The following is a 26,908-nucleotide window of genomic DNA, read 5'->3' as shown; positions in this document are numbered from 1 at the left end:
CTAGTTAATAAGTTGCTCTACTTATAATATCTGTGGAACATAAAATATTACTATATCTTCAGGTTTCGATAAAAAACGATAAAAAGATATTTAAATAGTCTTTTAAATTAGTTATTTGCTTTCAAGTGACTGCATATTGAATGAAAAACATCTATAGGCGCATTTTGGTACACAGTTAATTCTTTCATACTCTAAGTATGGTCTAGTTTCATTTTCTTGCTAATGAAAGTTAAATTAAAAGTATAAAACGCTAATCTTTATTTATGAATAGATCATAAATTTTGCTTTTGATTACCTGATTGAAGTTTAAAACCATAATAAGTGTATGGGTATGATCAAGATAATAATAATGTAGTGATGTTTTTTTATGGTTTCCCGCTGATTTATCGCAATCTTCATGGCAAACTACAGACTTTCTATTTCTTCAGAGGACAACAGTTTTGGATATAACACTAAAAGAGGAAGCGGTTGCTGATCTAAGCACGATCCTAGATATGTTACGTTGGGCTATGAGTCAGTTTAATTCATCTGATATTTACTATGGTCATGGCACAGATAACGCGTGGGATGAAGCATTACAGCTGGTATTACCAACCATTGCACTTCCTTTAGATATTCCAGATGCACTGTTATCAACTAAGTTAACAACTTCTGAAAAAATGGAAATTATTACGCTTATCGAAAGCCGTATTGAGCAAAAAATCCCAGTTCCTTATTTAACGCATAGCGCTTGGTTCTGTGGTCACGAATTTTATGTTGATGAGCGTGTTCTTATCCCACGCTCTCCTATTGGTGAATTAATTAATAATCATTTTGATGGTTTAATTCAGCAAGAACCAACTCGTATTCTTGATTTATGTACTGGAAGTGGCTGTATTGCTATTGCTTGTGCTCATGAATTTGAAGATGCTGAAGTTGATGCGGTTGATATTTCTGAAGATGCACTGGAAGTAGCTGAATTTAATATTGAAAACCACGGTTTAGTGCATCGTGTTTATCCAATGCAGTCAGATTTATTTAATGCCATTGTTCCAACACCTTACGATATTATTGTGACAAATCCTCCGTATGTTGATGTTGAAGATATGGGCGATTTACCTGATGAATACCAAGTTGAACCTGAGTTAGCATTAGCTTCAGGTATCGATGGTCTTGATATTACAAGACAAATTTTGCTAAAAGCGCCTGAATATCTGAGTGAAAAAGGTATTTTAGTGTGTGAAGTGGGTAATAGTATGGTTCATTTAATTGAGCAATTCCCTGAGGTTCCATTTACATGGCTTGAGTTTGAAAATGGTGGGCTCGGTGTCTTTATGCTGACTCGTGAACAGCTCATCGAATATTCAGCGTGTTTTTCTACTGATAAACATTGATGTAACAGCAATGAGACGGTAGATTGTTATTTATCACAAATAACATATTGATAACATCACACAGTAAAAGATAGGAATAAAGGGATGGCAGGAAACAGTATCGGACAATTATTCAGAGTCACTACTTTCGGTGAGTCTCATGGTATTGCATTAGGTTGCATTGTTGATGGTGTGCCTCCTGGATTACCTTTAACAGAAGCTGACTTACAAATTGATTTAGATAGACGTAGACCCGGAACATCGCGTTATACCACTCAACGCCGTGAACCTGATCAAGTACGCATTTTGTCAGGTGTATTTAATGGTGTTACAACAGGAACAAGCATTGGTTTATTGATTGAAAACACTGATCAACGCTCCCAAGATTACAGTGAAATCAAAGATGTTTTTCGCCCTGGTCATGCTGATTATACCTACGAGCAAAAATATGGTTTGCGTGATTATCGTGGTGGTGGGCGCTCTTCTGCACGAGAAACTGCAATGCGTGTTGCTGCTGGTGCAATCGCTAAAAAATACCTAAAAGAGAAAATGGGTATTGAAGTAAAAGGCTATCTTTCTCAGCTAGGCCCAATTACTTGTGATCTAGTTGATTGGTCTATCGTTGAAACCAACCCGTTTTTCTGCCCAGATCCTTCTCGTTTAGAAGCACTTGATGAATACATGCGTGCGCTTAAAAAAGAAGGCAATTCGATTGGTGCAAAAGTGACTGTGGTTGCAGAAGGTGTACCAGCCGGATTTGGTGAGCCTGTTTTTGACAGACTAGATGCAGATTTAGCACACGCGTTAATGAGTATTAATGCAGTTAAAGGAATTGAAATTGGTGATGGTTTTGGTGTTGTAACCTTAAAAGGCACTGAAAATAGAGATGAAATCACTAAAAATGGTTTTACTAGCAATCATGCAGGTGGCATTTTAGGTGGGATTAGCAGTGGTCAGCCTATTGTTGCTCATATCGCTTTAAAACCAACATCTAGCATTACTATTGCAGGAAAAACAATTAATCGTGATGGTGAAGAAGTCGATATGATAACCAGAGGTCGTCATGATCCTTGTGTGGGAATTCGCGCTATCCCTATTGCAGAAGCAATGATGGCAATTGTATTGCTCGATCATGCATTGCGCCAACGTGGTCAATGTGGTGATGTTGTACCTCCGCTAATGCAATGGTAATCATTCTACATCAATAACGTGGTCGATAAACTGTTGTAAGTTTGATGTTCGCTTTAAAGGTGTGAGCGCCTAATTTTATTATGCTCAGATCGTGTTGCTGTGGTTTTTTAAAATAATGAGATAAACACAGCAACGCGTCCTTCATTCCTAATAATTCGGATAGATAAATGGATTGGCTCTTTTCAGATGGCATCTACCTTCTTCTCTTCTGTGTTGCTTTAATCGCAGGTTTTATTGATTCAATAGCTGGTGGCGGTGGATTAATCACCATTCCAGCTTTGTTATCTGCGGGGATCCCGCCAGTTCAGGCTCTCGCAACAAATAAATTACAATCAGTAGGTGGCTCGTTCTCGGCTACGCTCTATTTTATACGTCGAAAGGTTATTGATTTAAAAGCGCAGCGATTTGCAATTTTAATGACTTTTATTGGTGCAGTTTCTGGTGCAATGTTAGTGCAGTTTATTAACCCCGAAATTCTTAAACAAGCGCTTCCTATTCTTACCATTGCCATTGGCCTCTATTTCCTTTTTACTCCATCAATAGGTGCTCAAGACAGTAAACAACGCATTGGTTACTATACTTTTGGGGCAATATTAGGCGGCGGTGTCGGTTTTTATGATGGTATTTTTGGACCTGGTACAGGTTCTTTTTTCGCTTTAGGTTATGTCATGTTACTTGGATATAATCTTTCAAAAGCGACTGCTCATGCTAAATTGCTCAACTTCACCTCTAATTTTGGCTCTTTACTGTTTTTTATTATTGGTGGGCAGGTTATTTGGACTATTGGTTTAGTTATGCTTTGTGGGCAATTTATTGGTGCTCGCTTAGGTGCAGGTTTAGTATTAACAAAAGGGCAAAAATTAATAAGACCTATGCTGGTCATTATCTCCTTTTTGATGAGTATCAAACTCATTCATGACAATCATGGCGATACTATTGCACTTTGGTTTTCTGCACTTTTTAATTAGGAATAGATGGTTTTTAAATGTCAGCACATCATTATCAACAGTTAATTGATATCTTTAATCAATGTTTTAGCGAAAGTTTTCAAACTCGTTTAGTTAAAGGGGATGATGAGCCGATTTATTTGCCTGCAAATGAAGAGACGCCTTATCACCAAATCATTTTTGCTCATGGCTTTTATGCCAGTGCTTTACATGAAATATCACATTGGTGTATTGCTGGAGAGGCTCGCCGCCAACAAGTTGATTATGGTTACTGGTATTGTCCAGATGGACGAGATGAAACCACTCAAGGACAGTTTGAAGTTGTAGAAATCAAACCTCAAGCATTAGATTGGTTATTTTGCCAAGCTGCTGGTTATCCTTTCAATGTCAGTTGTGACAATTTAGAAGGTAACTTTGAGCCTGATCGTTATGAGTTCAGAAATAAAGTTAGAGAACAAGTACTCGCTTATTTACGAGATAAAAACACGCCACCTCGTGCACAGCTATTTATTAATGCGTTACATTTGTTTTACAATACCCCAGAGCTAACCGAAGAGATGTTTCCTTATCAGGAAAATCCTTTAGTTAATTAAGGATTGCGAGAATAACTATCGCTTATCCACTGTGAAGGTTTTACCCTATAGGGTGGAGTCTGAAGTAGTAAGGTTGCTAGAACACATGTATTTATGCTCTGTTAATACAGGGTAGATATAAAAATAGCAACATTATATATTGAGGATAAATAATGCTTTCTGAGTATGAAGCGTACTTATTAGATAAAATTGACAGCCGTGTTGAACATGCCACTGATGATGAATTATTTGCAGGTGGATATTTACAAGGCCATATTACACTGGCTATTGCTGAACTTGAGCAAGAAAATAACACACAGTTAGAAGCGTTAAGAGCGCGTGTAGAAGAGAGCATTCAAAAGGCGATAAAAGCAGGTGAGCTTTCACCACCTGACCAAGCGTTAGTTTTATCTACTTGGCATGATTTAGTTAACTCAATTAATTAATCCTGCATGTCTTTTAAGAGAACAACCGGCATAAATCGGTTGTTTTTTCTTTCTTAATATCTTATTAAAATCACAGTCGTTGAGTCATATTTAAGATATTTACTGTTGAATTAGGTTGGTTTTTATACAAAAATTGATCTTTACTATTTATCAATTGTTTTTATTTGATTTTTCAAAGTCGATGTATCTCTCATTGATTAAGCATAATAGTGCTATCTTTTGTAACTCCTTGCCATTTCTGTAAAATTACTTTTAAATGTTTTTTAGGAATGTTTCTCGGGATGCAAATGATTTGCATAGAATATTTATGATAAGGATAACGATACGATGAAAAATTTCTTTAAAATAGGCCTACTGACTAGCGCAATTTTATTTTTATCGGCTTGTGATCAATTTGATTTAGATAATAAAAAAAATAAGTTTTACTACAGTAATCCAAGCGAAAAAGTCATTAGTTTTAGTGTCGATGATAAAGAATATCAGGTTGAACCGGGTAAAAATGGTTATATAACGCTGTCACCTGGTGAGCATAGTTTAAAAGATAGTGCCGGTAATGATGCTCGATTTATGGTTTATGACCAGAATAATGGTGGCATACTAAATCCTGATAATTTTATGTATTACACTCTTTCAGAAGTTTATGCAGTAAAGGGAAAAACAGATCAATTTAAACCTGTCGATTACCCCGTTATTATTAATGGTTATGAATTTGAACTTCCAGTGCGTAGCACTAATGCCACATTAATCGATGGTAATATCTTTCAGTGTACTTATGCCTTAGGCGAGCCATTTCCTAATGAAATCCGCACTCGCAATAAAAATAATAATGGTGGCATAAAAAATAAATGCTTTGATAAACCAGAATTTATTAAATATATTTCAGCGGAATACAACAAAGACTTAGAGCCTTTTACTCAAGAAGATGAATATAACGATTCTGTTAATCTGGATTTAGACTATATGTTACCGACAGCAGAATTTACTGATCCTGATATTCAAGCTGAAGCAGAAGAGCTTGTTTCATTATTAAATCAAGTTCAAGAAAGTGAAGATCCGAAGATCCATAACAGACTAAAAGATAAACTTCATAAGGCGACACTTGCTGTTGTTAGCGCTTATAGTAACCGTGTGGTGAAGGATTCAGTGGAAGACAATATATACTATAATCGTTTTATTATAGAGACTCAGAAGTTTCAATCTTACGGTATATTACCTAAAGATTAACGACTTAAAAAATAAGAAGCTGTTTAAGTATTAACATAAGCCATCCAACAGGATGGCTTTTTAATAAATTAAGCATAAAAGTATAAAAACACCTAAGCTGGAAACAGAGATGACAACAACACAAAACAAAATAAAAAATAACGATATTACGATCCGTCAAACACAAATCGATGATGCCACTACATTGCCTGCTATTGAGCAATCAGCAGGACAGCTCTTTAGTACTTTAGAAGACTTACGTTGGATAAGTGAAAGTGGCGTACAAAGTGTTGAAAAACATTTAGCGTTTATTGATCAGCAAGGGCATTGGGTAGCAGTTAATAGTGATAATGAACCAGTTGGTTTTATCATGACGACTGATTTACCAGAAAGCTTATTTATCCATGAGCTCTCAGTGAGCCAAGATTGGCAAAATAGGGGAATTGGTAAGTTACTTATTCAAAAAGTAAAAGATGAAGCAAAAGTACATAAGTTTGACTCTGTTACGTTGACAACATTTCGCCATGTTCCTTGGAATGCACCGTATTATCAACGTTTAGGTTTTTCTATTTTGTCAGAAAGCGAGATCCCTCATTCTTTGCAAGAAATCTTAGACGATGAAGTGGAAAGAGGGGGTTTTGTAAAAGAAACGCGCTGTGCAATGAAGTTTGAGGTTTAGCTTCTCTTTGGAAATGGTGATCTCGGGTATAATAGTAAGATAATAAAAAAGTAAAAAAATAAGCAACCGAGGTTGGTTGCTTATACATTTATTCCACTTCAATCGGCTTTCCACGCAGTAATGGTCTTACCCAAAAACGATTAGGGTGTAAGGCATTCAACACATTATCTTCAACTGGAAACGGTTCGCCAAATATTTGGCTTGCAAGAATTTCAGCCGATAAAGGTGCCGAACACAATCCACGAGAGCCTAATGCACTGATAATATAAAGTTGATGATAAACAGGGGCTAAAGCTGGCGTTTGTTTTCTACGTTTAAATCTATCTAAATGTGTGTATGCCACTCGTAGTTTTTCAAAATCAGGTACTTCACCTAATAACGGTAAGTGATCGCGTATAGTACAACGAATACCTACTCGAGCTTCATTTCGACTAAAATCAACGTCTTTAACCCAAGAGGCTTTTGCTAAACATTGTGTAAGATGAGCTTGGTTATTTTCTTGCTCTTGCGTTGAGACTGCTAAATCTAATCTATCGCGACGAAAGCTTGCTCCCACACAATGCAAATTATCTTGGTGATCAACAGGAGTGAAATAGCCATCATAACAAAGCACAGTTTTTAGTTTTGATAATGTCTTTGTTGTTGGAATATGGCTAACTTGCCCTCTAACTGCGCTAATAGGTAATTTTTCACTTTGAGTAAAGTCTGTAATTCGATGCCCATTTGCCAAAATAACGCAATCATGTTGTGATTGAAATTGTGTTGTACTTTTTCCATCGTGATGAACAACCTTTAAGTGCCAAGATGCTTCTTGTGCACTTATTTGAGTAACTTGATGATTAAATCGCAATGTTAATCCTAATTGTTCAGCATATTTTAATGTATTGATTGTGAGTTCAGTCGGTGAAAGCCAGCCCGCTTGTGGGTAAAACAAAGCATCATAATTAACGTCTAATCCACTGATATTATTGACTTCGTCTTCATCGAGGTAACACGCTATTTGAGTAAATGGTATGGAGTTATCGATAATTCTCTGTACTTTTTTACGAATTTTTTCGTTATAAATAATTTGAGCAACGCCAGACCATTGATGTGAAAAAGGAATACCTGCTTTACTTAGGTTGTCATAAGTGCGATGAGCAAATAAAAATGCGTTTGTAAAAAATTGTTCTAGTTCATCGGATTTGCCATTAAGTAAAGGATATAACACACCTTGTCGATTACCGGAGGCATTAGTTGCGGGTTGGTTATCTTCACAATACAAGGTGACACTGGCACCTCTTTTTAGGCAGGAAAGCGCGGTTAATGTACTGGCAATGCCACCGCCTATAATTGCAATGTTCTGTGCTTTGGTTGCACTTGGTCTGGCATAGTAAGGGAGAAATTCAGGAGATGGGGGATGTGGAAAAACACCTGTCAGCATCTCTCTTTTTTGGCCAAATCCTTTGATTTTATTTATCTCAAAACCAACACTTTGCAAACCTCGCTTGACAATCCCTGCGGCAGTAAACGTTGCAAATGTACCGTTTTCCCGCATTGAATCAGCCATCGATTGAAAGAGAGTTTCGCTCCACATTTGTGGGTTTTTAGAAGGCGCAAAACCATCTAAGAACCAGGCATCCACTTTATTATGTAGTGCTTGGCGAGTTTGGGGTAACAAGATATTGATATCACCAAACCATAAGTCCAGTGTAATTGCTCCATCAGCAAGAATAATGCGATGGCAACCTGCAATGGCTAATGGCCATTGAGAACAAAGTGCTTGTGAATATTTTTCCAGTTCAGGCCAATGGCAATGTGCAGATTGTAAGTCACTTTTTGTAAGAGGGAATTTCTCGAAACTAACATAATGAAGACGTTTTAAACGAGAGTCAGGGGATGTTTGCCTAAATTGATCGAAAGCTTGCCACAGTGTTAAAAAATTAAGCCCAGTACCAAATCCTGTTTCTGCGATAACACATTCAGAGCGTACATGTGTACCAAAACGTGATGGAAAATAATTTCCATGCAAGAACACATGTCGAGTTTCTTCTAGACCGTCTTGGTTTGAAAAGTAAATATCGCCAAATTGTTCAGAGATAGGTGTACCAAGTTCATTCCAACTTAAAGACGCAGTATTTATCGGGCTATTATTCACGGAACTGCCTGTATTTCTCGAAAAAATTAACTAATATCTTAGCGCCGTTAGGTTGCTTGTGCCAGCCTTAAAGGGGAAAGTGTTTTATTAGCTTATCTGTATTTTTGTAAAAAAGATCCTGATCGGACTTGTTCGGCGTACAACTGTACGCTAAAGTGCTACTCAGAAATCCCGCAGCTACAACTATTATTGTAAAGAGGTATGAATGAAGCGCGCAGTGATCACGGGTCTGGGTATTGTTTCGAGCATTGGTAATAACCAGAAAGAAGTGCTGGATTCTTTAAAAGAAGGTCGTTCCGGGATAACTTTCTCAGAAGAATTTAAAGAGATGGGGCTTCGTAGCCACATTTGGGGCAACGTTAAGCTTGATACTGAAGGTCTTATTGACCGTAAAATCCGCCGTTTTATGAGCGACGCATCGGTTTATGCCTATTTATCTATGCAAGAGGCGATAGCTGATTCAGGTCTGACTGAAGACCAAGTTTCTAATATTCGTTCTGGCTTAGTCGTTGGTTCTGGTGGTGGTTCTCCACGTAACCAAGTCCAAGGTTCTGATGGCATGAGAGCAAAAGGTCTACGTGGCGTAGGCCCTTATATGGTAACTCGTGCAATGGCATCAGGTGTTTCAGCTTGTTTAGCAACACCTTTCAAAATTAAAGGCGTTAACTATTCAATTAGTTCAGCTTGTTCAACATCGGCTCACTGTATTGGTCACGCCGTTGAGCTTATCCAATTAGGCAAACAAGATGTTGTATTTGCTGGTGGTGGTGAAGAGTTAAGTTGGGAAATGACCTGCGAATTTGACGCAATGGGCGCACTCTCAACTAAATATAACGAAACTCCAACCAAAGCTTCTCGTACTTACGATAAAAACCGTGATGGTTTTGTTATCGCAGGTGGTGGCGGTATTGTGGTTGTTGAAGAGCTAGAACACGCATTAGCGCGTGGTGCACATATCTATGGTGAAGTCGTAGGTTATGGCGCAACGTCTGATGGTGCAGACATGGTTGCTCCTTCAGGCGAAGGTGCGGTGCGTTGTATGCAAATGGCGATGCAAGGTGTTGATAAAGTTGATTATATCAATACACACGGTACTTCAACGCCAGTTGGTGATCTAAAAGAGCTTGAAGCTATCACAGAAGTGTTTGGCTCGCATACACCAGCTATCTCAGCAACAAAAGCAATGACTGGTCATTCATTAGGTGCGGCTGGCGTGCATGAAGCAATTTATAGCTTACTGATGTTAGAGCATGGATTTATTGCACCAAGCATCAATATTGAAGAATTAGACGATAAAGCAATGGGTATGAACATCATTACTCAACCAACAGAACAGAAACTGGAGACTGTAATGTCAAATAGCTTTGGTTTTGGTGGTACAAATGCTTCACTAGTCATGAGTAAATATAAAAAATAGTTAGATATACTTATATTTTCTTATTAAAAAAAGCAGGCTTCATTAAAATGGAGTCTGCTTTTTTATTTTAAATTTATTATGCATAATAATTTATTATTCTAATAAAGATATCTTTCGAATAAAAATCATTAAAAAAAGATTATATAAATAACGATTAAAAATACCGTTCCTAATAGTTACTCATTTTATTATTCTAATAAAATAGACTGCTTTTGTTAATTTATTGTTTATATTGAGAAAATTAAATTAGGTTTATTTTATTTCAATCGTTTAATTTAATTTTACCCAAAACCATTAAATGTTTTGTTTTATATAGGGTTAGGATAATGGAAAGGTTGAATAAGACAAAAAGAGCGTAAAAAATTGATCTGGATTATTTTATTACAAATAAATAGGAGCTATTTAATATAAAAGTTGGTAATGTTTGCCACGGATACTTGTATTACTTTATATTTTATACTTTGATTTCTTGTGTCAGTTTTATTTATTAAACCTAACATTATGAATGTGACCGGCTAAGAATTTAGCCGGCATTTTTTATTGTTGTCTTTTTGACATTGACTCACATCTCCTGGCGACAATCTGCTTTTTTCTGAGCAGACTGACGTCGGAAATTCAGTGGCGTTCTGAGTTGTTGCACTAAGAGCACGCCAAGTAACACAATACCACCCCCCACTAAGTGATAACTATGCATTTCTTCACCAAGAAGCGCGATAGCGATCATTGCAGTAAATAATGGCATTAGGTTCATAAAAATAGAGGTCGTATTTGCATCTAATTTCATCACACCTAAAATCCACAAATAAGGTGCAAGAATAGAAGCACCGATACCTGCGAAGACAACTAATCCAATATTATCTTTTGTTAACGCAACACTCTCGGCAAGAAAGAAGTTTGGCAATAATAACAGAACACCAAATCCAATTTGCACATAAAGTGATTGCCAGTTAGGTAGTGTAATTGACCAGCGTTTTGTTAATACGCCATAGAGGGCGTATGACGCCGAAGCAATAAACATCATCAGTTCACCATAACCCAAACCTTGGGAAAGCAACTGAGAAGGTTCGCCACGGCTAATTAGCCAAACTAAGCCACTAATTGAAAGTACTGTGCCTAAAACAATACCTACTGTTGGTACAACACGTAAAACAAAAATACTAATGATAACGGTTAATAATGGGATGAGAGAGTTCAAAATCCCCATAAATGTTGCACTAACATAATGCGCTGCATAATAAGCTAAACTTTGGTACATCACCATCCCCAATGCACCAAGAATAAATAATTTCCACCAATATTGTTTGACGGTTTTACGATGATGCCAAACTGGCATGATCAAAAAAGGAGTCATAATTAAAAAGGCGAGGAACCAACGATAAAAAGAGATTGCAGCAGGATCGATAACAGACGCGGCTGCTTTATTAACGACTGCATTAATGGACCAAATTAGTACCGCTAAAAGCGGAAAAATTGCGTTTTTCATTATTCTCACATCTATTTTTAAACCAGGTCGCTATTGTAAGCCTGTCTGATTAGATATATATAATGAAAACCAGACAAGTGATAGGCCAATAAAGACAACATGACAAGAGAACAACATAAAGATGACAATTGAACAACAAAAAATGCAATGGTTATTGTCTGATCCAGATACGGTTCGATTTCGTGATGAGCAACTATTAGCTGAAACAGAGTTTGTTTATCATCAACATGATTTTGGTCAGCTACTTTATGTAATTTCTGGTGTTATGGATTTAGAAGCTGGGGGACAGCGATTTTTGGCGCCACCAGAGTTTAGTGTATGGATCCCCAAAAATGTAGGGCATGCCAGTTACAATAAAAAAACGCTCTCTTTTAAGGTGCTAGATATCGCGCCAAATTGGTGTGAAGGATTGTTAGATAAACCTTGTTTGATTCAATTGAGTGCTATTTTTTCAACCATATTTTCTGACTTTTTCCATCGTGGTGTGTGTAAACCACAAACAGAAGAAGATTTTCGCTTAGCCCAAGTACTGATTGATCAACTTAAAGCTTCACCAATACATCATACTTATTTACCTTCCTCTAAAGATAAATTACTTGCCCCTATACTTTCTGTGTTAGAGCAAAATCCGGCAGATAACACCTCGTTAGAAGAATGGGCTAAAAAACGTTATACCTCAGAAAGAACACTTTCTCGTCGTTGCCAACAGGAATTAGGTATGTCTTTTAGCGAATGGCGTAAACGCCTACGCTTTTTACATGCAATTTCTTTATTAGAGCAAGGGAAAAGTGTGAATGAAATTGCATTTGATGTGGGATATAGCTCCTCGTCTTCATTTATTGCGATGTTTCAACAGTTTGCTGGCACAACACCAGAACGTTTTCGTCGATTACCCAATTGTTAAGCCTTCTTTTCATATATTTACTTAAAATCTAGGCGGATTTTACTGTCAATAATAGGCTTTGCTGTGAATAAGTGGCAAAATAGACCGCTTAATTTTGTTTTTCGATTGATTGCTTACACACATAAACACCAAATCAGTGAGATAACACCGTGAAAATTCTGGTTGATGAAAATATGCCTTATGCGGAACAACTTTTCCGCCAATTAGGTGAGGTAAAAGCTGTTTCTGGTCGCCCATTACCTACTGATGAGCTTAATGATTCTGATGCCTTAATGGTGAGATCAATTACCAAAGTCAATGAATCCTTATTATCAGGCAAGCCAGTGAAATTTGTTGGAACTGCGACTGCGGGTTTCGACCATGTCGATATTGCATGGTTAGAGCAACAACAAATTGGTTTTTCATCTGCCCCAGGTTGTAATGCTATAGCGGTTGTTGAATACGTATTTTCTGCACTGATGATGCTAGCAGAGCAAGATAGCTTTCAATTAACCGATAAAGTTGTCGGTATTGTTGGTGTGGGAAATGTGGGGGGGCGATTAGCAACACGCCTTCGTGCATTAGGTGTAAATGTTTTACTTTGCGATCCACCAAGAGCGGATAATGGTGATGATGAAGAATTTCACCCATTAGAAACATTGTTAGAAAAAGCAGATATTCTAACCTTCCATACACCTCTCAATAAATCAGGCCCATACAAAACTTATCATTTAATAAATGAGAGCAATCTCGAAAAATTACCTGAAGGACGCATTTTAATTAATGCGAGCCGTGGCGAGGTTATTGATAATCAAGCATTATTGTCTGTACTTAAGAGCGGCAAATCCTTACGCGTTATATTGGATGTTTGGGAGCCAGAGCCAGATCTTTCCATTGATTTATTAAATAAAGTTGATATCGCAACACCGCATATTGCAGGTTATACCTTAGAAGGTAAGGCACGCGGCACAACTCAAGTTTTTGAAGCTTATTGTGATTTTATTGGTCAACCTCAACATGTTGAATTATCAACATTGTTACCTGCGCCTACTATTTCTACCATTTCTGTGCAAGGTGAGTTAACACAAACACTTTTAAAACAACTTATTCATCTTGTTTATGATGTGCGTCGTGATGATGCTCCATTACGAAAAGTGGCAGGAATAAAAGGGGAGTTTGATAAGTTACGCAAATTTTACCCTGTACGCCGTGAGTGGTCTTCACTACACGTTATTTGTGACAATCAAACCACTGTCGACACATTAAATGCAATAGGCTTTAGCGCTACACACAAATAAAGCAAAATATTATTTTAAAAATTTTATGGTATTGGAGGATATCTTATGGGAGAAGGTTGGAATATTGCAGTTGTTGGTGCAACAGGTGCTGTTGGTGAAGCGATTTTAGAACTGCTACAAGAGCGTGAATTTCCCATTGGTGAATTAACAGCAATCGCAAGTGAAGATAGCATTGGGAAATCAGTGCGTGTAAACAGCAAAAGTGTTGCAGTTCAAGGTATTCACAATATCGAATGGGCTGATATTCAATTAGCTTTCTTTGCTGCTCCAGCAGAGATCAGCGCGCAATATGCACAACAAGCGGCTGATGCTGGCTGTATTGTCATTGATTGTAGTGGCATCTTTGCAATGGATTGGGATGTACCATTAGTTGTTCCGGGCGTGAACAGCGCAATGCTTGCGGAATACCGTACTCGTAATATTGTTTCGATTGCAGATAGTATGGTGAGCCAATTATTACGTGCCATTAATCCATTAACAGAATCTGCGGGTTTAACGCGCCTTAGTGTGACAAACTTAATGTCAGTTTCTCGTTTTGGAAAACAAGCCGTAGATGAATTGGCAGGTCAAAGTGCTCGCCTACTTAATGGTATTCCTCCTGAATTAGGTCGTTTTAATAAACAGTTAGCATTTAACATTTTACCTTTAATGGTTGATGACGAAGGCTCTATACAAGAAGAGCGTCGCATGGTTGACCAAATTCGTAAAATTTTACAAGACGAAGGCTTGCCAATATCTGTTACTACACTGCAAGCGCCTGTTTTCTATGGTAATGCACAGTCGGTACAATTAGAAACTTCACGCCCAATGGGTAGTGATGAAGCGCGTGAAACATTACAAGAAAATGAAGATCTTAATATCAGTGATGAAAATGATTTTCCAACTCAAGTCACCGATGCATCAGGTAATGTGAGCTTAAATTTAGGTTGTTTCCGTAATGATTATGGTATGCCAGAAGCTTTACAATTCTGGTCAGTCGCAGATAACGTGCGCTTTGGTGGGGCATTAATGGCTGTCGAAGTAGCAGAGCAATTAATGCAGGAGCAGTTTTACTAATGAATGCGCAAGTGAGTGCTGAAGTAACAGAACAACCTTTGACTGAGTCAGCGGTTACTTCTGAAAGCACAACAATCAAAATTGCTCTAGGCGTTGAATATGATGGTAGTCGTTATTATGGCTGGCAACGCCAAAATGAAGTGCGTAGTGTACAAGAACGGTTAGAAAAAGCACTTTCACAAGTGGCTAATGAACCTGTATCTGTATTTTGTGCGGGAAGAACTGACGCTGGAGTACATGCAACGGGGCAAGTTGTCCATTTTGAAACAACTGCACACCGTAAAGATCCCGCTTGGACAATGGGCGTTAACACTCATTTACCTGCGGATATCGCAATACGTTGGGTAAAAACAGTTTCTGATGATTTTCACGCTCGCTTTAGTGCAACGGCAAGACGTTATCGCTATGTGATTTTTAATCATCGGTATCGTCCTGCTATCTTGTCATCTGGAGTGACACATTTTCATTATCCTTTAGACGCTGAACGTATGCACCAAGCAGCGCAATGTTTACTGGGGGAAAATGATTTTACCTCTTTTAGGGCTGTCCAATGCCAATCGCGAACGCCGTGGCGTAACGTTATGCATGTTAATGTTTCTCGATATGGTGACTATGTTGTTGTGGATATTAAAGCGAATGCTTTTGTTCATCATATGGTGAGAAATATTGTTGGCAGCCTTTTAGAAATAGGGTGTGGCAATCAGGGTATTACTTGGATGGCTGAATTATTAGCCTTAAAAGACAGAACTAAAGCTGCGGCAACAGCTAAAGCGAATGGATTGTATCTGGTTTCTGTGGATTATCCTGATCATTTTGAATTACCAAAACCTGCAATGGGCCCACTATTTTTAGCGGATAGTCCTATTGAGATATCTCAATCATAAAGACACCCAGTTTTCTGAGGATTTATGGAAATATTAACACAATTTGTTGATTTAATTAAATTTCTAATTGATTTCATTTTACATATTGATGCGCATTTAGCTGAGCTTGTTGCACAATATGGCACGTGGGTCTATGCCATTTTGTTTCTGATTGTTTTCTGTGAAACGGGGTTGGTGATAACACCATTTTTACCTGGTGACTCATTGCTATTTGTTGCTGGTGCTTTAGCTTCTTTAGACACCAATGATGTAAATGTCCATATTATTGTTTTACTGTTGCTTTGCGCCGCTATTTTAGGTGATGCTGTTAACTATTCTATTGGGCGACTTTTTGGTGAAAAACTATTTAGTAAGCCGGATTCAAAGATTTTCCGTCGTGAATATTTAGATAAAACCCATGCTTTTTATGAAAAGCATGGTGGTAAAGCGATAATTTTGGCAAGATTCGTGCCGATTATCCGAACTTTTGCGCCATTCGTTGCAGGAATGGGTAAAATGTCATATCGTCATTTTGCCTTTTACAATGTTACTGGGGCAATTGTATGGGTACTGTTATTTACTTATGCAGGATACTTTTTTGGTGACTTAGATATAGTTCAAAAGAACTTAAAATTGCTAATTGTTGCCATTATTGTTATTTCTATTTTACCGGGCGTTATTGAGATCCTACGCCACCGCAGAGCGAGTGCAAAAGCAAAGAAAGAAAGTGATAACAAAGAGGTTTGAGCAGTTATCATAAGTTTTTGCCGTAGAATAGCCATAATAAAGAGATGCGCTGAAATTCAGTAAGCGGTATCATCATAAACTTTGCTAACCACACAGCCAGTGCATTGTGGTTGATACGCTAACAATAATTTTACTGGCGAAGGTCAGATTCAGACGAAAAGGTCCATTAATGAGCTGGATTGAAAAAATTCTAAACAAAAGCACTATCACAAGTTCACGTAAAGCCAATATCCCTGAAGGAGTTTGGACTAAATGTGACAGCTGTGGGCAGGTACTCTATCGCGCAGAATTAGAGCGTAATTTAGAGGTTTGCCCTAAATGTGATCACCATATGCGCATTTCAGCGCGCCGTCGCCTTGAGACTTTCCTTGATACAGGAAGCACAACAGAATTAGGCAGCGAATTAGAGCCTAAAGATATTCTGAAATTCCGCGACTCTAAAAAATACAAAGACAGAATCAGCGCTGCTCAAAAACAGACACAAGAAAAAGATGCATTAATCGTGATGAAAGGAACGCTGAAAAAGATGCCTGTTGTTGCTGCATCCTTTGAATTTGCGTTTATGGGCGGTTCAATGGCTTCTGTTGTAGGTGCACGTTTTGTTCGTGCTGTTGAACAAGCATTAGAAGATAACTGCCCATTAGTTTGCTTTTCAGCAAGTGGCGGCGCGCGTATGCAAGAAGCACTGATGTCATTAATGCAAATGGCAAAAACCAGTGCAGCATTAGCAAAAATGCAAGAGCGTGGTTTACCTTATATTTCAGTAATGACTGACCCTACAATGGGTGGTGTTTCTGCAAGTTTAGCGATGCTAGGTGATATCAACGTTGCTGAACCTAAAGCACTGATTGGTTTTGCAGGCCCTCGCGTTATTGAACAAACAGTACGTGAAAAATTACCTACTGGTTTCCAACGCAGTGAGTTCCTGTTAGAAAAAGGGGCGATCGATATGATTATTCGTCGTCCTGAAATGCGTGATGAGCTGGCTGAATTACTGGCTAAGCTGACTCAGTATGATTTAGTTGAAGATGAAAATGAAGATGAAATCATCGGTGAAGAAATGATTGCTGATGAAATTGAATCTACAGACAACGAGCCAGAAATTAACATCGAAACGAATAAAAAAGAAGATGTCTAATATCATAACTGCTCCTAAAGCCACATCGCCTTTGTCGGTGTGGCTTTCTTATCTTGAACATTTGCACTCTAGCGCCATTGATATGGGGTTAGAACGAGTAGGCAAGGTAGGAAAAATATTAAACGTGTTACGTCCCGCACCTAAGGTAATTACTGTCTCAGGTACCAATGGGAAAGGCACAACCTGCCATATGCTAGAGTCAATCTTGATGGCATCAGGATTGAAAATCGGCGTTTATAGCTCCCCTCATCTTGTCCGTTATACAGAACGTGTTCGTATTCAAGGCAAAGAACTTTCCGAAGATGCTTTTTGTGAAGTTTTTGCAGGAATTGAACAAGCTAGGGGTGATATATCTCTGACCTTTTTTGAATATGGCACTCTGGCTGCGCTGAAGTTATTTCAACAAGCACAACTTGATGTTGTTATTCTTGAAGTAGGATTAGGCGGTCGATTAGATGCGACGAATATCGTTGATGCGGATATTGCTGCTATCACAAGTATTGCACTCGATCATACTGATTGGTTAGGTGCAGATAGAGAGCATATTGGCCACGAGAAAGCCGGTATTTTTCGTGCTAATCACTACGCCGTTGTGGGTGAGCCGGATATGCCTCACTCCATTGCTGAAGTTGCCAATGAAAAACAGGCTAAGCTTTTCCGTCGAGGAACTGATTGGTCTTTTGTTATTGACGGTGATCACTGGCATTGGCGTTGTGCTGATTGTGAATTTGATGCGTTGCCAATCCCTAATATTCCATTAGCCAATGCGGCGACAGCGATGGCAGTTATTCGTTGCTTGCTCAAGTCTGATGATAAAGTCAGCCAAGCAATAACACAGCAAAGCATTGTTGAAGGTATGTCTCACGCACAATTGCCAGGTCGTTTTCAGGTAATTTCTCAATATCCTTTGGTTATCTTTGATGTGGCTCATAATCCTCATGCGGCGGGCTATTTAGCGGAAAAATTATCACAATTACCACAAAAATCTGATACTCAGGTGCGTATTGTTGTTGGTATGCTGGGTGATAAAGATATTGCAGGAACATTAGCGTGCTTAACACCATTGGCTGATAGCTGGTATGTTGCTCCACTTAATGAGTTTCGAGGTGCTTCTGCGGATGTATTAGCTCAACATCTTGAGAAACCAATGGTATTCGATAGTGTTGAAAATGCATGGCAACAAGCAATGTCTGATGCTACTCCTAACGATATTGTTGTGGTTTGTGGTTCATTTCATACTGTCGCGCATGTGATGGAACTTTTGGAAAAGGAGAGTGTGAGTGGCAAGTAAATTTCAAAATCGCTTAGTCGGTGCCGTTGTATTGGTGGCAGTAGGGGTTATTTTTTTGCCTGCACTGCTCGACGGCGATAAGAAATATAACGAAGACCAGTTCGCCTCTATTCCTTTAGTACCTAAACCTGGTGATGAGCAAGAAATAGAATCTATCGCCCCGATAGAGCAAACCTCAGTGCCATCTACTCCGTCAGAAGGTGCGTCTGAAGGTATGCTTTCTGAAGCGGTGACAGGCGTTGAACAACCTACTGTTACAACACCCGAAGCACCTGCTGTTGTACCTGTTACACCATCAGCACAACCACCACAACAACCAACGTCTACACAAGAGCCTCCTGCTGTGGTTACGCCTCCAGTACAACCACCAGCACCACCAGTGCAAGAAACTAAACCACCGAAAGGTGAGGCTTGGGTTGTTCAATTAGGTGCGTTGAAAAATGCGGCGAAGGTAGAAGAAATTATTGCGAAAATGCATTTCTCAGGTTATCCGGTATACACCATACCTGCACGTCCAGTTGCAGGGCAAGTGACTCGAATTTATATCGGCCCTAGTGCATCGAAGTCAGAATTACAGGCGATTTTGCCTCATTTAAAAGAGCTTACGGGCTTACAAGGTGAGGTAAGGGCATATAAGCCTTAATTTTTTCTAAACGAGTCATCAGATGAGTGATGTAACAAAGCGTTAACTTATTGCGGCGATTATGATTTTTCATATCGCCGTAAATTATTTTGAAATTAGCGAAAATTAGCATTACGCAAACGTTTTCGTTTTCTGTTAGAATGCTTCCGTATTAATGCGGAGCATCATTATTGGATAAAGAATTTATGGTCTGGATAGATTACGCCATCATTGCCATTATTGGTTTTTCCGCATTAGTCAGCCTGATCCGTGGCTTTGTTCGTGAAGCATTGTCACTCATCACCTGGGGTTGTGGTTTCTTTGTTGCTAGTCAGTTTTATCCTTATCTTGCCGTCTATTTTACCCGGTTTGAAGATGAGCTGGTTCGTAACGGGATTGCGATAGTTACGTTATTTATTGCGACACTGATTGTCGGTGCTGTTGTGAATTATGTGATTAGCTCTCTTGTTCAACGCACAGGGTTATCAGGTACAGATCGTGTATTGGGGGTCTGTTTCGGGGCTTTAAGAGGCGTGCTGATAGTCTCAGCATTACTTTTTGTTTTAGGTGCATTTACGCCTATGGCAGATAGCGCTGATTGGCAACGTTCTGAGCTTATTCCTCAATTCAACCATATTATTAGGTGGTTCTTTGACTACCTGCAAAATGCGTCAAGTTTCGTGTCGGAGAGAATATAACCTCTCCGTCTGGCTGATGAGGATCTATTCATGTGCGGTATTGTCGGTATCGCTGGAGCTAATCCAGTAAACCAATCAATTTATGATGCGTTAACGGTGTTACAACACCGAGGTCAAGATGCAGCAGGCATTGCAACGATAGACGGTAACAACGGTTTCCGTCTTCGCAAAGCGAACGGACTGGTTAAAGATGTGTTCGAAACCCGTCATATGTTGCGTTTAAAAGGTACTATCGGGATAGGGCATGTCCGTTATCCTACAGCGGGTAGTTCTAGTGCATCAGAAGCGCAGCCTTTTTATGTGAATTCACCTTTTGGTATTACGTTGGCGCACAATGGTAATTTAACCAATGCGCATTTATTACGTCGCCAATTATTTGAAACAGCGCGTCGCCATATCAATACCACCTCTGATTCTGAAATTCTGCTTAATGTATTGGCATATGAATTAGACCGTTTTGACCATTTCCCTCTTGAACCTGATAATATTTTTGCAGCCGTTGCGGCAATGCATAAAAAACTACGCGGTGCTTATGCTTGTGTTGCTTTGATCATCGGTCATGGTTTACTGGCTTTTCGTGATCCCTTTGGTATTCGTCCTTTAGTATTAGGTAAACGTACCTTAGAAGATGGTCGCCATGAATATATGGTCGCATCTGAAAGTGTTGCACTTGATACTTTAGGTTTTGAATTTTTACGTGATGTGGCACCGGGTGAAGCAGTTTATATCACAGAACAAGGACAACTTTTTACGCGCCAATGTGCTGAAAATCCGCAATTAATGCCTTGTTTATTTGAGTATGTTTACTTTGCTCGCCCCGATTCCTTTATCGATAAAATTTCGGTTTATAATGCGCGTTTACGCATGGGGCAGAAATTAGGCGCTAAAATTGCGAAAGAGTGGGATGATTTACACATTGATGTTGTGATCCCAATTCCTGAAACATCTTGTGATATTGCCTTAGAAATTGCACATATTCTCAATAAACCTTATCGCCAAGGTTTTGTAAAAAATCGCTATGTTGGTCGTACTTTTATTATGCCGGGTCAGCAAGAGCGTCGTAAATCGGTTAGACGTAAACTGAATGCAAATCGTGCAGAGTTTCGTGATAAAAATGTTCTGTTGATTGATGACTCGATTGTACGTGGCACAACGTCAGAGCAAATCGTCGAGCTTGCAAGAGAAGCAGGTGCGAAGAAAGTCTATTTTGCATCAGCCGCACCAGAAGTTCGCTTCCCTAATGTGTATGGCATTGATATGCCAAATGCTAATGAGCTTATTGCTCATGGGCGTGAAGTGGATGAAATTCGTAAATTAATTGGTGCTGATGGGCTTATTTTCCAAGATCTCACTGATTTAATTGCCGCAGTACAAGAAGAGAATCCTGATATTAATCAGTTTGAATGTTCTGTGTTTGACGGTGTTTATATTACAAAAGATATTGACCAAGATTACTTGGATTATTTAGAAAATCTACGTCGTGATGATGAACATAAAATTCGTGATCAGAATGAAATAGAAAATTTGGAAATCTATAACGAAGGCTAATTTTTCGATAAGATATCCCTCTTATAAAGCGTCGATGCCAGCGTGTTCTGCATCGACGCTTGTTTTTTGAGGGTTAATCATCATAATGATTAACAAAGGTATATATTCTGAGGATCATAATGAAAAAGCTGATAGTTGGGCTAACCGGCGCCAGTGGTGCAATTTACGGTATACGTTTATTAGAGATACTGAAATCAGTGCCATCAGTTGAAACACATTTAGTCATTAGCCAAGCTGCACGTCGTACTATTTCATTAGAAACCGATTATTCGCTAAAAGATATCCATGCTTTAGCGGATGTGATTTATGACGATCGCGATATTGGCGCCTCTATCTCTTCAGGATCGTTTCGTGTCAATGGAATGGTTATATTACCTTGCTCAATCAAAAGCCTGTCAGGTATTGTTCATAGCTATACAGATACCTTAGTGACTCGTGCTGCGGATGTGGTATTAAAAGAAGGGCGTAAGTTAGTGTTATGTGTGCGTGAAACGCCTCTGCATTTAGGTCATTTGCGATTAATGACACAAGCTTCTGAGTTAGGCGCAGTGATTATGCCTCCTGTTCCAGCCTTCTATTTTCAGCCTAAAACCATCGATGATATTGTCAATCAAACCGTTAATCGTGTACTCGATCAGTTTGAGGTTGATTTACCTGATGATTTGTTTCAACGATGGGAAGGCGATAAGCCTGCTCGCTAAGTATACTCGTCATACTTCAAGTTGTAGCGTTGTTGACGGCGTTCATTCGCACTAGTCACATACTATTGTATGCTCCTAGAGACTCATTTACTTGTCGCCTAGCTACACCTTGAATTATTTAGAGTATTTATACGTCATACTTCAAGTTGTAGCGTTGTTGACGGCGTTCATTCGCACTAGTCACATATTATTGTATGCTCCTAGAGACTCATTTACTTGTCGCCTAGCTACACCTTGAATTATTTAGAGTATCTATTTTGAATAAAAAGAGATTATTTTCCAGTGGTAATAATATCTTTTAATGCCTCTTCTAAATGAGGGTAGCGAAATTCAAAGCCAGCATTAAGTAGTTTTTCAGGAATGGCTTGTTGCCCACCTAACACTAATGTGGCGCTTTCTCCCATCACTAAACGTAATATGCTTTCAGGCACTGTCATTAAGGCTGGGCGATTGAAGGCTTTTCCTAATAGACGAGTAAACTCTTTATTTTGTACAGGCTCAGGCGCTGTTAAGTTAAAAGCGCCTTTAGTATCTTGGTTCTTAAGCAAGAAAATAATCGCATTGACCATATCATCAATATGGATCCACGGCATATATTGTTTCCCACTTCCCAATTTGCCGCCTAACCCTAGCTTAAAGGGTTTGCTCATTTTAGGCAGCGCGCCACCGAGTGTTGAAAGTACAATCCCTGTACGTAACAAGCAAACTCGTGTTAATGGTGTTTGAGCCTCAAGTGCAATACGTTCCCATTTTGCACAAAGCTCATGTGTAAACTCTGGATTTGCTGGTGTTTCTTCAGTGACTCGAGTATCACCTTGATCACCATAAAATCCCACCGCTGAGCCAGAAATAAAAACAGCAGGGGGGGGATCACTGGCTTTAATTAAATCAACCAATTTCTGGGTTAAATGACAACGGCTATTAACGAGTTTCTGTTTTTGAGAAGGTGTCCAACGGTTATCAGCAATAGGCTCTCCAGCAAGATTAATAACGGCATCAAACTCATTAAGATTTTGTTTATCGTTGAGTTGAGTCCAACAGGTGATCTCATTACAAAAATGCGAATAGACTTTTTGAGGTGAACGAGAAAGCACCGTAATATCATTATTAGATAGTGCAAGTTCGCACACTAATGCTTTGCCAATTAATCCTGTACCACCTGTAATAAGTATTTTCATCACCATCCTCCTGATCATCTTGCCTAATAAAGAATAAATATCATCCTGATATATGAATTGCGTTTATTCACCAAAGAGTTTTTTCGCAGCTGGGCGTTGGGTAATGTTGTTTTGCCATTTTTCTACCGCAGGGTAATTTGCCAAATCAATGTTATGATGTTCGTGCCGACGAACCCATGTATATGTGGCGATATCCGCGATGCTGTACTCTTGTCCACCAAGGTAAGGTGATTGCGCTAACCTTTTCTCTAATACGCTATATAAACGCTGTGTTTCTTCAGTATAACGTTTAATCGCATAAGGGACTTTTTCTGTGGCATAACGAGTGAAGTGATGATTTTGCCCCAACATTGGGCCAAATCCACCCACTTGCCAAAACAGCCATTGTAGTTGTGTTGTTTTTTCTCGTAAATTTTGGCTAATCAATTTGCCACTTTTTTCAGCTAGATAGATAAGAATAGCACCTGATTCAAAAATAGAGATAGGTTCACCCCCATCAACCGGTGAGTTATCTACAATAGCGGGAATTTTATTATTGGGTGAAATTGCTAAAAATTCAGGCTTAAATTGATCGCCTTTACTAATATCAATGCGATGTAACTGATAAGGTATGCCTGTTTCTTCAAGAAAAAGCGTTATTTTTTGGCCATTTGGGGTATCTGCATAATATAAGTCAATCATAAAAGCTCCAAAATAAAGTAGGCACTAAATACATAAGATAATCACAGTCTGCCTTCTAACATCATAAAAAGCAAAAAAGCGCAAGATGGATAAAACAAGTCACGTATGATTATTGTAGTGGTGAAAAATAGTGATTTTGGTATATTCAGGATAAAAATTACGATCGTTTAGTATCGGTTAAAAAAGGTTTGTTGAGGATGGAACAAGAAAAGACGGCATTGGTTGAATGGGTTGATATTGTTGATGATAAAAATGAAGTCGTTGCACAAGCAACACGTCAACAAATGCGAGCTGAAAACCTAAGACATAGAGCAACTTATATCGTGGTTCATGATGGAATGGGAAAAATCTTGGCACAGCGAAGAACTGAAACAAAAGATTTTTATCCTGGTTGGTTGGATGCTACTGCGGGTGGTGTAGTTCAACAAGGTGAGAATTTACTTGAAAGTGCACGTCGTGAAGCAGAAGAAGAATTAGGTATTGCTGGAGTCCCTTTTGCTGAGCATGGCCAATTTTATTATGATGATGAAAGTTGTCGTGTATGGGGAAGTCTGTTTAGTTGTGTTTCTCATGGGCCTTTCGCACTGCAAGCAGAAGAAATTGAGGAAGTGTGTTGGTTAACTCCCTCTGAAATTACTGAACGTTGTGATGAATTCACACCGGATTCATTAAAAGCGCTTTCTCTTTGGTTAACGCGTAACAACAGTACACGCCTAGAAAGTAGAGAAACAGTAGATTAAGGGGTACTTTGCCCTAGTTCAAATCGATAAGCATAGTTGATAACGGTATCTTCGAATATAGCGTTATCATCTTCGTCTCTCAAACGTTGTAAAAGTGCTATCAGATGTTTTCCCGCCTCTTTTCCCATTTTGTGATAATCAAAACGAATTGATGTGAGAGAAGGAGATATCTGATCGCTATTTTCAGAGCCTTCTAAACAAGCAATAGCTAGATCTTGTGGGATCTTAATTAATCGACGTTGACACTCAAAAATCATACCTAGCGCAATACTTTCATGACTACAAATAACCGCATCTAGTTCTGGTTGACGCAATAAAATTTCTGTTAATGCTTGTCGCCCGTATGCCATAGAAGCGGGATCGGGCGTGGTGACACTTTGTTCAGCATTTAAATAATTTTTGAGTAATGCTCGTGACCAACCTGTTATTTGCTGGTGGTGCAGGCGTTGCCCTTGTAACGCACCAATATAGCCAATACAACGTTTTCCTTGGGTGACTAAATGGTTTGTTAAATCATATGCGGCTTGCTCATAAGAACAATCGATACTAATTGCTGCCTGCTCATCCGATTGGCTGGCGACACTGACAACAGGCACATTGGCATTACTGATATGTAAAAAATGAGTTGGGCTAAGCTGTGAACCAAAGGCAACCAATGCAGCAGGATTACTTTGCAATAGCATATTGATCACATCGCTAGCTTTATGAGGCTGATGTTCATAACAACCGACTAAAATTTGATACTGATGACGATTGAGTATTTGTTGCAAAGACTGCATAAAATCCGCACTGGCTCTATCTGTAAAAGAGGGCAACAGTACAGCAATAATATGGCTTTGTGCTGAAGCTAAAGCACCTGCTGAAGCATTAGGAATATAGCCAAGCTCTTCTACTGCTTGATTAACTTTTTCTCGTAACTTATCAGAAACTAATTCAGGGGTTCGCAATGCACGAGAAACGGTCATTGAACCGACTCCTGCATGTTTAGCGACATCTTGTAATGTGACGCGACCTGTATTTCGGCGCTTACGTGTTTTGATCATTTGTGATTATGCTTGCTTAGCCTATTTTATTAACCGCAGATCCTACCTGAAATCTTTCTATTATGCTGAAACAATACAGTGTCAATTGTTGGCATTTTCTGCAATTAACATTTCATTAAAATGATAGCGCTATCACAATTACGAATGATCTACCTAGATAGCGCTACCATTAATGATTACTATCCTTAATAACGAAGCTCAAAAAGAGTCTTATTGAGGTTACAAATATGCTTAAAACGTTATTAACACCGGATGTGGTGCAAGTGGTTCCAAACGTTAGCGATTGGCGAGAAGCCGTTAAAGTAGCGTGTCAGCCATTAATTGATAAAGGTTGTATTGAACCTCGTTATATCGATGCAATTTATATATCACACGAAAAAATCGGGCCATATTATGTATTAGGTCCAGGTATTGCGATGCCTCATGCACGTCCTGAGGATGGTGTTAATCAACTTTCTCTTGCATTAACTATTGTTGAGCAAGGTGTTGAGTTTGGTGCTGATGAAAACGATCCTGTGAAATTACTGATTGTTTTGGCTGCAACAGATAACGATAGCCATATTAATGCCATTATGAAATTAGCCGAACTTTTTGATAACGACACTGATATTCAAAAGCTATTTAATGCGAAAAGCAAAGCGGATGTATTAGCCGTTATCAACAACTATTAATGACGATTTAAATTACCAAGGGGAATATCATGAAAATTACTGTTGTGTGTGGAAATGGTTTAGGTAGTAGCTTAATGATGGAAATGAGCATCAAAAGCATCCTAAAAGATCTTGCTGTGAATGCAGAAGTGGATCACGTTGATCTGGGTTCAGCAAAAGGGACACCAAGTGATATCTATGTGGGTACGCGTGATATTGCAGAGCAACTTAATTCACAAGCGGTAAATGGAAAGGTTGTTTCACTGGACAACATGATTGATAAAGTGGCGATGAAAGAGAAGCTTTCTGCCGCATTACGTGAATTAGGCGCGTTATAAGGAGCC

Annotated in this window: 27 protein-coding genes; 22 read left to right on the top strand and 5 right to left on the bottom strand. The window is 38.9% G+C overall.

The window, feature by feature from the left end; genetic code table 11:
* Window positions 1–440 precede the first annotated feature (440 nt).
* The 7 genes from prmB to NBG71_RS07670 all read left to right on the top strand — a co-directional run bounded on the left by prmB (window position 441) and on the right by NBG71_RS07670 (window position 6,390).
* The gene (prmB, locus tag NBG71_RS07700) at window positions 441–1,373 is read left to right on the top strand and encodes a 50S ribosomal protein L3 N(5)-glutamine methyltransferase (protein ID WP_075670572.1); all 933 of its coding nucleotides are present in this window, start codon (window positions 441–443) and stop codon (window positions 1,371–1,373) included.
* 84 nt (window positions 1,374–1,457) lie between these two features.
* Window positions 1,458–2,543 carry a chorismate synthase gene (aroC, locus tag NBG71_RS07695; protein ID WP_075670574.1) on the top strand — a complete coding sequence of 362 codons (1,086 nt, stop codon included), beginning with the start codon at window positions 1,458–1,460 and terminating at the stop codon, window positions 2,541–2,543.
* A 167-nt stretch (window positions 2,544–2,710) separates the two neighbouring features.
* On the top strand, window positions 2,711–3,511 hold the full coding sequence (locus NBG71_RS07690) for a sulfite exporter TauE/SafE family protein (protein WP_075670576.1): 801 nt from the start codon (window positions 2,711–2,713) through the stop codon (window positions 3,509–3,511).
* 17 nt (window positions 3,512–3,528) lie between these two features.
* A complete protein-coding gene (locus NBG71_RS07685) occupies window positions 3,529–4,083 on the top strand; it encodes an elongation factor P hydroxylase (protein ID WP_088495095.1) in 555 nt (184 codons plus the stop codon).
* Between the two features lie 152 nt (window positions 4,084–4,235).
* Window positions 4,236–4,508 (top strand): YfcL family protein, encoded by a 273-nt coding sequence (locus tag NBG71_RS07680; protein ID WP_006533359.1) that lies wholly within the window; start codon window positions 4,236–4,238, stop codon window positions 4,506–4,508.
* A gap of 327 nt (window positions 4,509–4,835) precedes the next feature.
* Complete coding sequence (locus tag NBG71_RS07675) at window positions 4,836–5,732, top strand: cupin domain-containing protein (protein WP_075670580.1); 897 nt, start codon at window positions 4,836–4,838, stop codon at window positions 5,730–5,732.
* A gap of 109 nt (window positions 5,733–5,841) precedes the next feature.
* Window positions 5,842–6,390, top strand: a complete 549-nt coding sequence (locus NBG71_RS07670; protein WP_075670582.1) for a GNAT family N-acetyltransferase — start codon at window positions 5,842–5,844, stop codon at window positions 6,388–6,390.
* Window positions 6,391–6,478: 88 nt separating this feature from the next.
* Here the strand turns inward: NBG71_RS07670 and mnmC are convergent, their stop codons facing one another.
* Window positions 6,479–8,527 (bottom strand): bifunctional tRNA (5-methylaminomethyl-2-thiouridine)(34)-methyltransferase MnmC2/FAD-dependent 5-carboxymethylaminomethyl-2-thiouridine(34) oxidoreductase MnmC1, encoded by a 2,049-nt coding sequence (mnmC, locus tag NBG71_RS07665; protein WP_250916736.1) that lies wholly within the window; start codon window positions 8,525–8,527, stop codon window positions 6,479–6,481.
* 205 nt (window positions 8,528–8,732) lie between these two features.
* Between mnmC and fabB the strand changes: the two genes are divergently transcribed.
* Window positions 8,733–9,944: a beta-ketoacyl-ACP synthase I gene (gene fabB / locus NBG71_RS07660; protein ID WP_075670586.1), complete on the top strand. Its 1,212-nt coding sequence runs from the start codon at window positions 8,733–8,735 to the stop codon at window positions 9,942–9,944.
* A gap of 562 nt (window positions 9,945–10,506) precedes the next feature.
* Here fabB and NBG71_RS07655 read toward each other — a convergent pair.
* Window positions 10,507–11,427 (bottom strand): DMT family transporter, encoded by a 921-nt coding sequence (locus NBG71_RS07655; protein ID WP_250916735.1) that lies wholly within the window; start codon window positions 11,425–11,427, stop codon window positions 10,507–10,509.
* Between the two features lie 121 nt (window positions 11,428–11,548).
* Here NBG71_RS07655 and NBG71_RS07650 point away from each other — a divergent pair, with 121 nt between their 5' ends.
* The 11 genes from NBG71_RS07650 (at window position 11,549) to NBG71_RS07600 (ending at window position 22,272) form a co-directional block, all read left to right on the top strand.
* Entirely contained in the window at window positions 11,549–12,331 is a 783-nt protein-coding gene (locus NBG71_RS07650) for an AraC family transcriptional regulator (RefSeq protein ID WP_075670590.1), read from the top strand.
* 149 nt (window positions 12,332–12,480) lie between these two features.
* Complete coding sequence (gene pdxB / locus NBG71_RS07645) at window positions 12,481–13,608, top strand: 4-phosphoerythronate dehydrogenase PdxB (protein ID WP_250916734.1); 1,128 nt, start codon at window positions 12,481–12,483, stop codon at window positions 13,606–13,608.
* Between the two features lie 45 nt (window positions 13,609–13,653).
* Window positions 13,654–14,664 carry an aspartate-semialdehyde dehydrogenase gene (locus NBG71_RS07640; protein ID WP_075670594.1) on the top strand — a complete coding sequence of 337 codons (1,011 nt, stop codon included), beginning with the start codon at window positions 13,654–13,656 and terminating at the stop codon, window positions 14,662–14,664.
* The gene (truA, locus tag NBG71_RS07635) at window positions 14,664–15,548 is read left to right on the top strand and encodes a tRNA pseudouridine(38-40) synthase TruA (RefSeq protein WP_075670596.1); all 885 of its coding nucleotides are present in this window, start codon (window positions 14,664–14,666) and stop codon (window positions 15,546–15,548) included. The genes NBG71_RS07640 and truA overlap by 1 nt, the downstream gene beginning before the upstream one ends.
* Before the next feature lie 24 nt (window positions 15,549–15,572).
* Window positions 15,573–16,274: a DedA family protein gene (locus NBG71_RS07630; protein WP_099659398.1), complete on the top strand. Its 702-nt coding sequence runs from the start codon at window positions 15,573–15,575 to the stop codon at window positions 16,272–16,274.
* A 169-nt stretch (window positions 16,275–16,443) separates the two neighbouring features.
* A complete protein-coding gene (accD, locus tag NBG71_RS07625; RefSeq protein ID WP_099659399.1) occupies window positions 16,444–17,412 on the top strand; it encodes an acetyl-CoA carboxylase, carboxyltransferase subunit beta in 969 nt (322 codons plus the stop codon).
* Window positions 17,405–18,703 carry a bifunctional tetrahydrofolate synthase/dihydrofolate synthase gene (folC, locus tag NBG71_RS07620; RefSeq protein ID WP_250916733.1) on the top strand — a complete coding sequence of 433 codons (1,299 nt, stop codon included), beginning with the start codon at window positions 17,405–17,407 and terminating at the stop codon, window positions 18,701–18,703. Before accD ends, folC begins: the two co-directional genes overlap by 8 nt.
* Window positions 18,693–19,346 carry a cell division protein DedD gene (gene dedD / locus NBG71_RS07615; protein WP_075670604.1) on the top strand — a complete coding sequence of 218 codons (654 nt, stop codon included), beginning with the start codon at window positions 18,693–18,695 and terminating at the stop codon, window positions 19,344–19,346. Before folC ends, dedD begins: the two co-directional genes overlap by 11 nt.
* A 185-nt stretch (window positions 19,347–19,531) precedes the next feature.
* Window positions 19,532–20,023: a colicin V production protein gene (gene cvpA / locus NBG71_RS07610; protein WP_023581692.1), complete on the top strand. Its 492-nt coding sequence runs from the start codon at window positions 19,532–19,534 to the stop codon at window positions 20,021–20,023.
* A 30-nt stretch (window positions 20,024–20,053) separates the two neighbouring features.
* Window positions 20,054–21,571: an amidophosphoribosyltransferase gene (gene purF, locus NBG71_RS07605; protein ID WP_075670606.1), complete on the top strand. Its 1,518-nt coding sequence runs from the start codon at window positions 20,054–20,056 to the stop codon at window positions 21,569–21,571.
* Window positions 21,572–21,690: 119 nt separating this feature from the next.
* Entirely contained in the window at window positions 21,691–22,272 is a 582-nt protein-coding gene (locus tag NBG71_RS07600; RefSeq protein ID WP_109419072.1) for a UbiX family flavin prenyltransferase, read from the top strand.
* 272 nt (window positions 22,273–22,544) lie between these two features.
* Here NBG71_RS07600 and NBG71_RS07595 read toward each other — a convergent pair whose 3' ends face one another.
* Together NBG71_RS07595 and NBG71_RS07590 are read right to left on the bottom strand one after the other, a co-directional pair.
* Window positions 22,545–23,450 carry a TIGR01777 family oxidoreductase gene (locus NBG71_RS07595; RefSeq protein ID WP_223672334.1) on the bottom strand — a complete coding sequence of 302 codons (906 nt, stop codon included), beginning with the start codon at window positions 23,448–23,450 and terminating at the stop codon, window positions 22,545–22,547.
* Between the two features lie 63 nt (window positions 23,451–23,513).
* Window positions 23,514–24,131: a glutathione binding-like protein gene (locus tag NBG71_RS07590; RefSeq protein ID WP_075670610.1), complete on the bottom strand. Its 618-nt coding sequence runs from the start codon at window positions 24,129–24,131 to the stop codon at window positions 23,514–23,516.
* 197 nt (window positions 24,132–24,328) lie between these two features.
* On the opposite strand from NBG71_RS07590, the gene yfcD reads away from it, so the two are divergent.
* A complete protein-coding gene (yfcD, locus tag NBG71_RS07585) occupies window positions 24,329–24,871 on the top strand; it encodes an NUDIX hydrolase YfcD (RefSeq protein ID WP_072063189.1) in 543 nt (180 codons plus the stop codon).
* Here the strand turns inward: yfcD and NBG71_RS07580 are convergent.
* A complete protein-coding gene (locus tag NBG71_RS07580) occupies window positions 24,868–25,914 on the bottom strand; it encodes a LacI family DNA-binding transcriptional regulator (RefSeq protein ID WP_088495111.1) in 1,047 nt (348 codons plus the stop codon). The two genes, yfcD and NBG71_RS07580, sit on opposite strands and share 4 nt — an antisense overlap.
* A gap of 227 nt (window positions 25,915–26,141) precedes the next feature.
* On the opposite strand from NBG71_RS07580, the gene NBG71_RS07575 reads away from it, so the two are divergent.
* Window positions 26,142–26,585 (top strand): PTS sugar transporter subunit IIA, encoded by a 444-nt coding sequence (locus NBG71_RS07575; protein ID WP_250916732.1) that lies wholly within the window; start codon window positions 26,142–26,144, stop codon window positions 26,583–26,585.
* A 29-nt stretch (window positions 26,586–26,614) separates the two neighbouring features.
* Window positions 26,615–26,902: a PTS sugar transporter subunit IIB gene (locus NBG71_RS07570; RefSeq protein ID WP_075670616.1), complete on the top strand. Its 288-nt coding sequence runs from the start codon at window positions 26,615–26,617 to the stop codon at window positions 26,900–26,902.
* Window positions 26,903–26,908: the final 6 nt, after the last annotated feature.

It is taken from the genome of Proteus sp. FZP2095 (assembly GCF_023701425.1).
In the GTDB taxonomy this organism is placed as follows: Bacteria; Pseudomonadota; Gammaproteobacteria; order Enterobacterales; family Enterobacteriaceae; genus Proteus; species Proteus cibarius.
The sequence above is the reverse complement of the archived record's forward strand: the minus strand, read 5'-3'. Positions and strand labels throughout refer to the sequence as shown.

Coding starts and splice junctions, on each gene's coding strand:
- aroC (WP_075670574.1), top strand. CDS start 1,458: ATGGCAGGAAACAGTATCGGACAATTATTCAGAGTCACTACTTTCGGT.
- NBG71_RS07690 (WP_075670576.1), top strand. CDS start 2,711: ATGGATTGGCTCTTTTCAGATGGCATCTACCTTCTTCTCTTCTGTGTT.
- NBG71_RS07685 (WP_088495095.1), top strand. CDS start 3,529: ATGTCAGCACATCATTATCAACAGTTAATTGATATCTTTAATCAATGT.
- NBG71_RS07680 (WP_006533359.1), top strand. CDS start 4,236: ATGCTTTCTGAGTATGAAGCGTACTTATTAGATAAAATTGACAGCCGT.
- NBG71_RS07675 (WP_075670580.1), top strand. CDS start 4,836: ATGAAAAATTTCTTTAAAATAGGCCTACTGACTAGCGCAATTTTATTT.
- NBG71_RS07670 (WP_075670582.1), top strand. CDS start 5,842: ATGACAACAACACAAAACAAAATAAAAAATAACGATATTACGATCCGT.
- fabB (WP_075670586.1), top strand. CDS start 8,733: ATGAAGCGCGCAGTGATCACGGGTCTGGGTATTGTTTCGAGCATTGGT.
- NBG71_RS07655 (WP_250916735.1), bottom strand. CDS start 11,427: ATGAAAAACGCAATTTTTCCGCTTTTAGCGGTACTAATTTGGTCCATT.
- NBG71_RS07650 (WP_075670590.1), top strand. CDS start 11,549: ATGACAATTGAACAACAAAAAATGCAATGGTTATTGTCTGATCCAGAT.
- NBG71_RS07640 (WP_075670594.1), top strand. CDS start 13,654: ATGGGAGAAGGTTGGAATATTGCAGTTGTTGGTGCAACAGGTGCTGTT.
- truA (WP_075670596.1), top strand. CDS start 14,664: ATGAATGCGCAAGTGAGTGCTGAAGTAACAGAACAACCTTTGACTGAG.
- NBG71_RS07630 (WP_099659398.1), top strand. CDS start 15,573: ATGGAAATATTAACACAATTTGTTGATTTAATTAAATTTCTAATTGAT.
- accD (WP_099659399.1), top strand. CDS start 16,444: ATGAGCTGGATTGAAAAAATTCTAAACAAAAGCACTATCACAAGTTCA.
- folC (WP_250916733.1), top strand. CDS start 17,405: ATGTCTAATATCATAACTGCTCCTAAAGCCACATCGCCTTTGTCGGTG.
- cvpA (WP_023581692.1), top strand. CDS start 19,532: ATGGTCTGGATAGATTACGCCATCATTGCCATTATTGGTTTTTCCGCA.
- purF (WP_075670606.1), top strand. CDS start 20,054: ATGTGCGGTATTGTCGGTATCGCTGGAGCTAATCCAGTAAACCAATCA.
- NBG71_RS07600 (WP_109419072.1), top strand. CDS start 21,691: ATGAAAAAGCTGATAGTTGGGCTAACCGGCGCCAGTGGTGCAATTTAC.
- NBG71_RS07595 (WP_223672334.1), bottom strand. CDS start 23,450: ATGAAAATACTTATTACAGGTGGTACAGGATTAATTGGCAAAGCATTA.
- NBG71_RS07590 (WP_075670610.1), bottom strand. CDS start 24,131: ATGATTGACTTATATTATGCAGATACCCCAAATGGCCAAAAAATAACG.
- yfcD (WP_072063189.1), top strand. CDS start 24,329: ATGGAACAAGAAAAGACGGCATTGGTTGAATGGGTTGATATTGTTGAT.
- NBG71_RS07580 (WP_088495111.1), bottom strand. CDS start 25,914: ATGATCAAAACACGTAAGCGCCGAAATACAGGTCGCGTCACATTACAA.
- NBG71_RS07575 (WP_250916732.1), top strand. CDS start 26,142: ATGCTTAAAACGTTATTAACACCGGATGTGGTGCAAGTGGTTCCAAAC.
- NBG71_RS07570 (WP_075670616.1), top strand. CDS start 26,615: ATGAAAATTACTGTTGTGTGTGGAAATGGTTTAGGTAGTAGCTTAATG.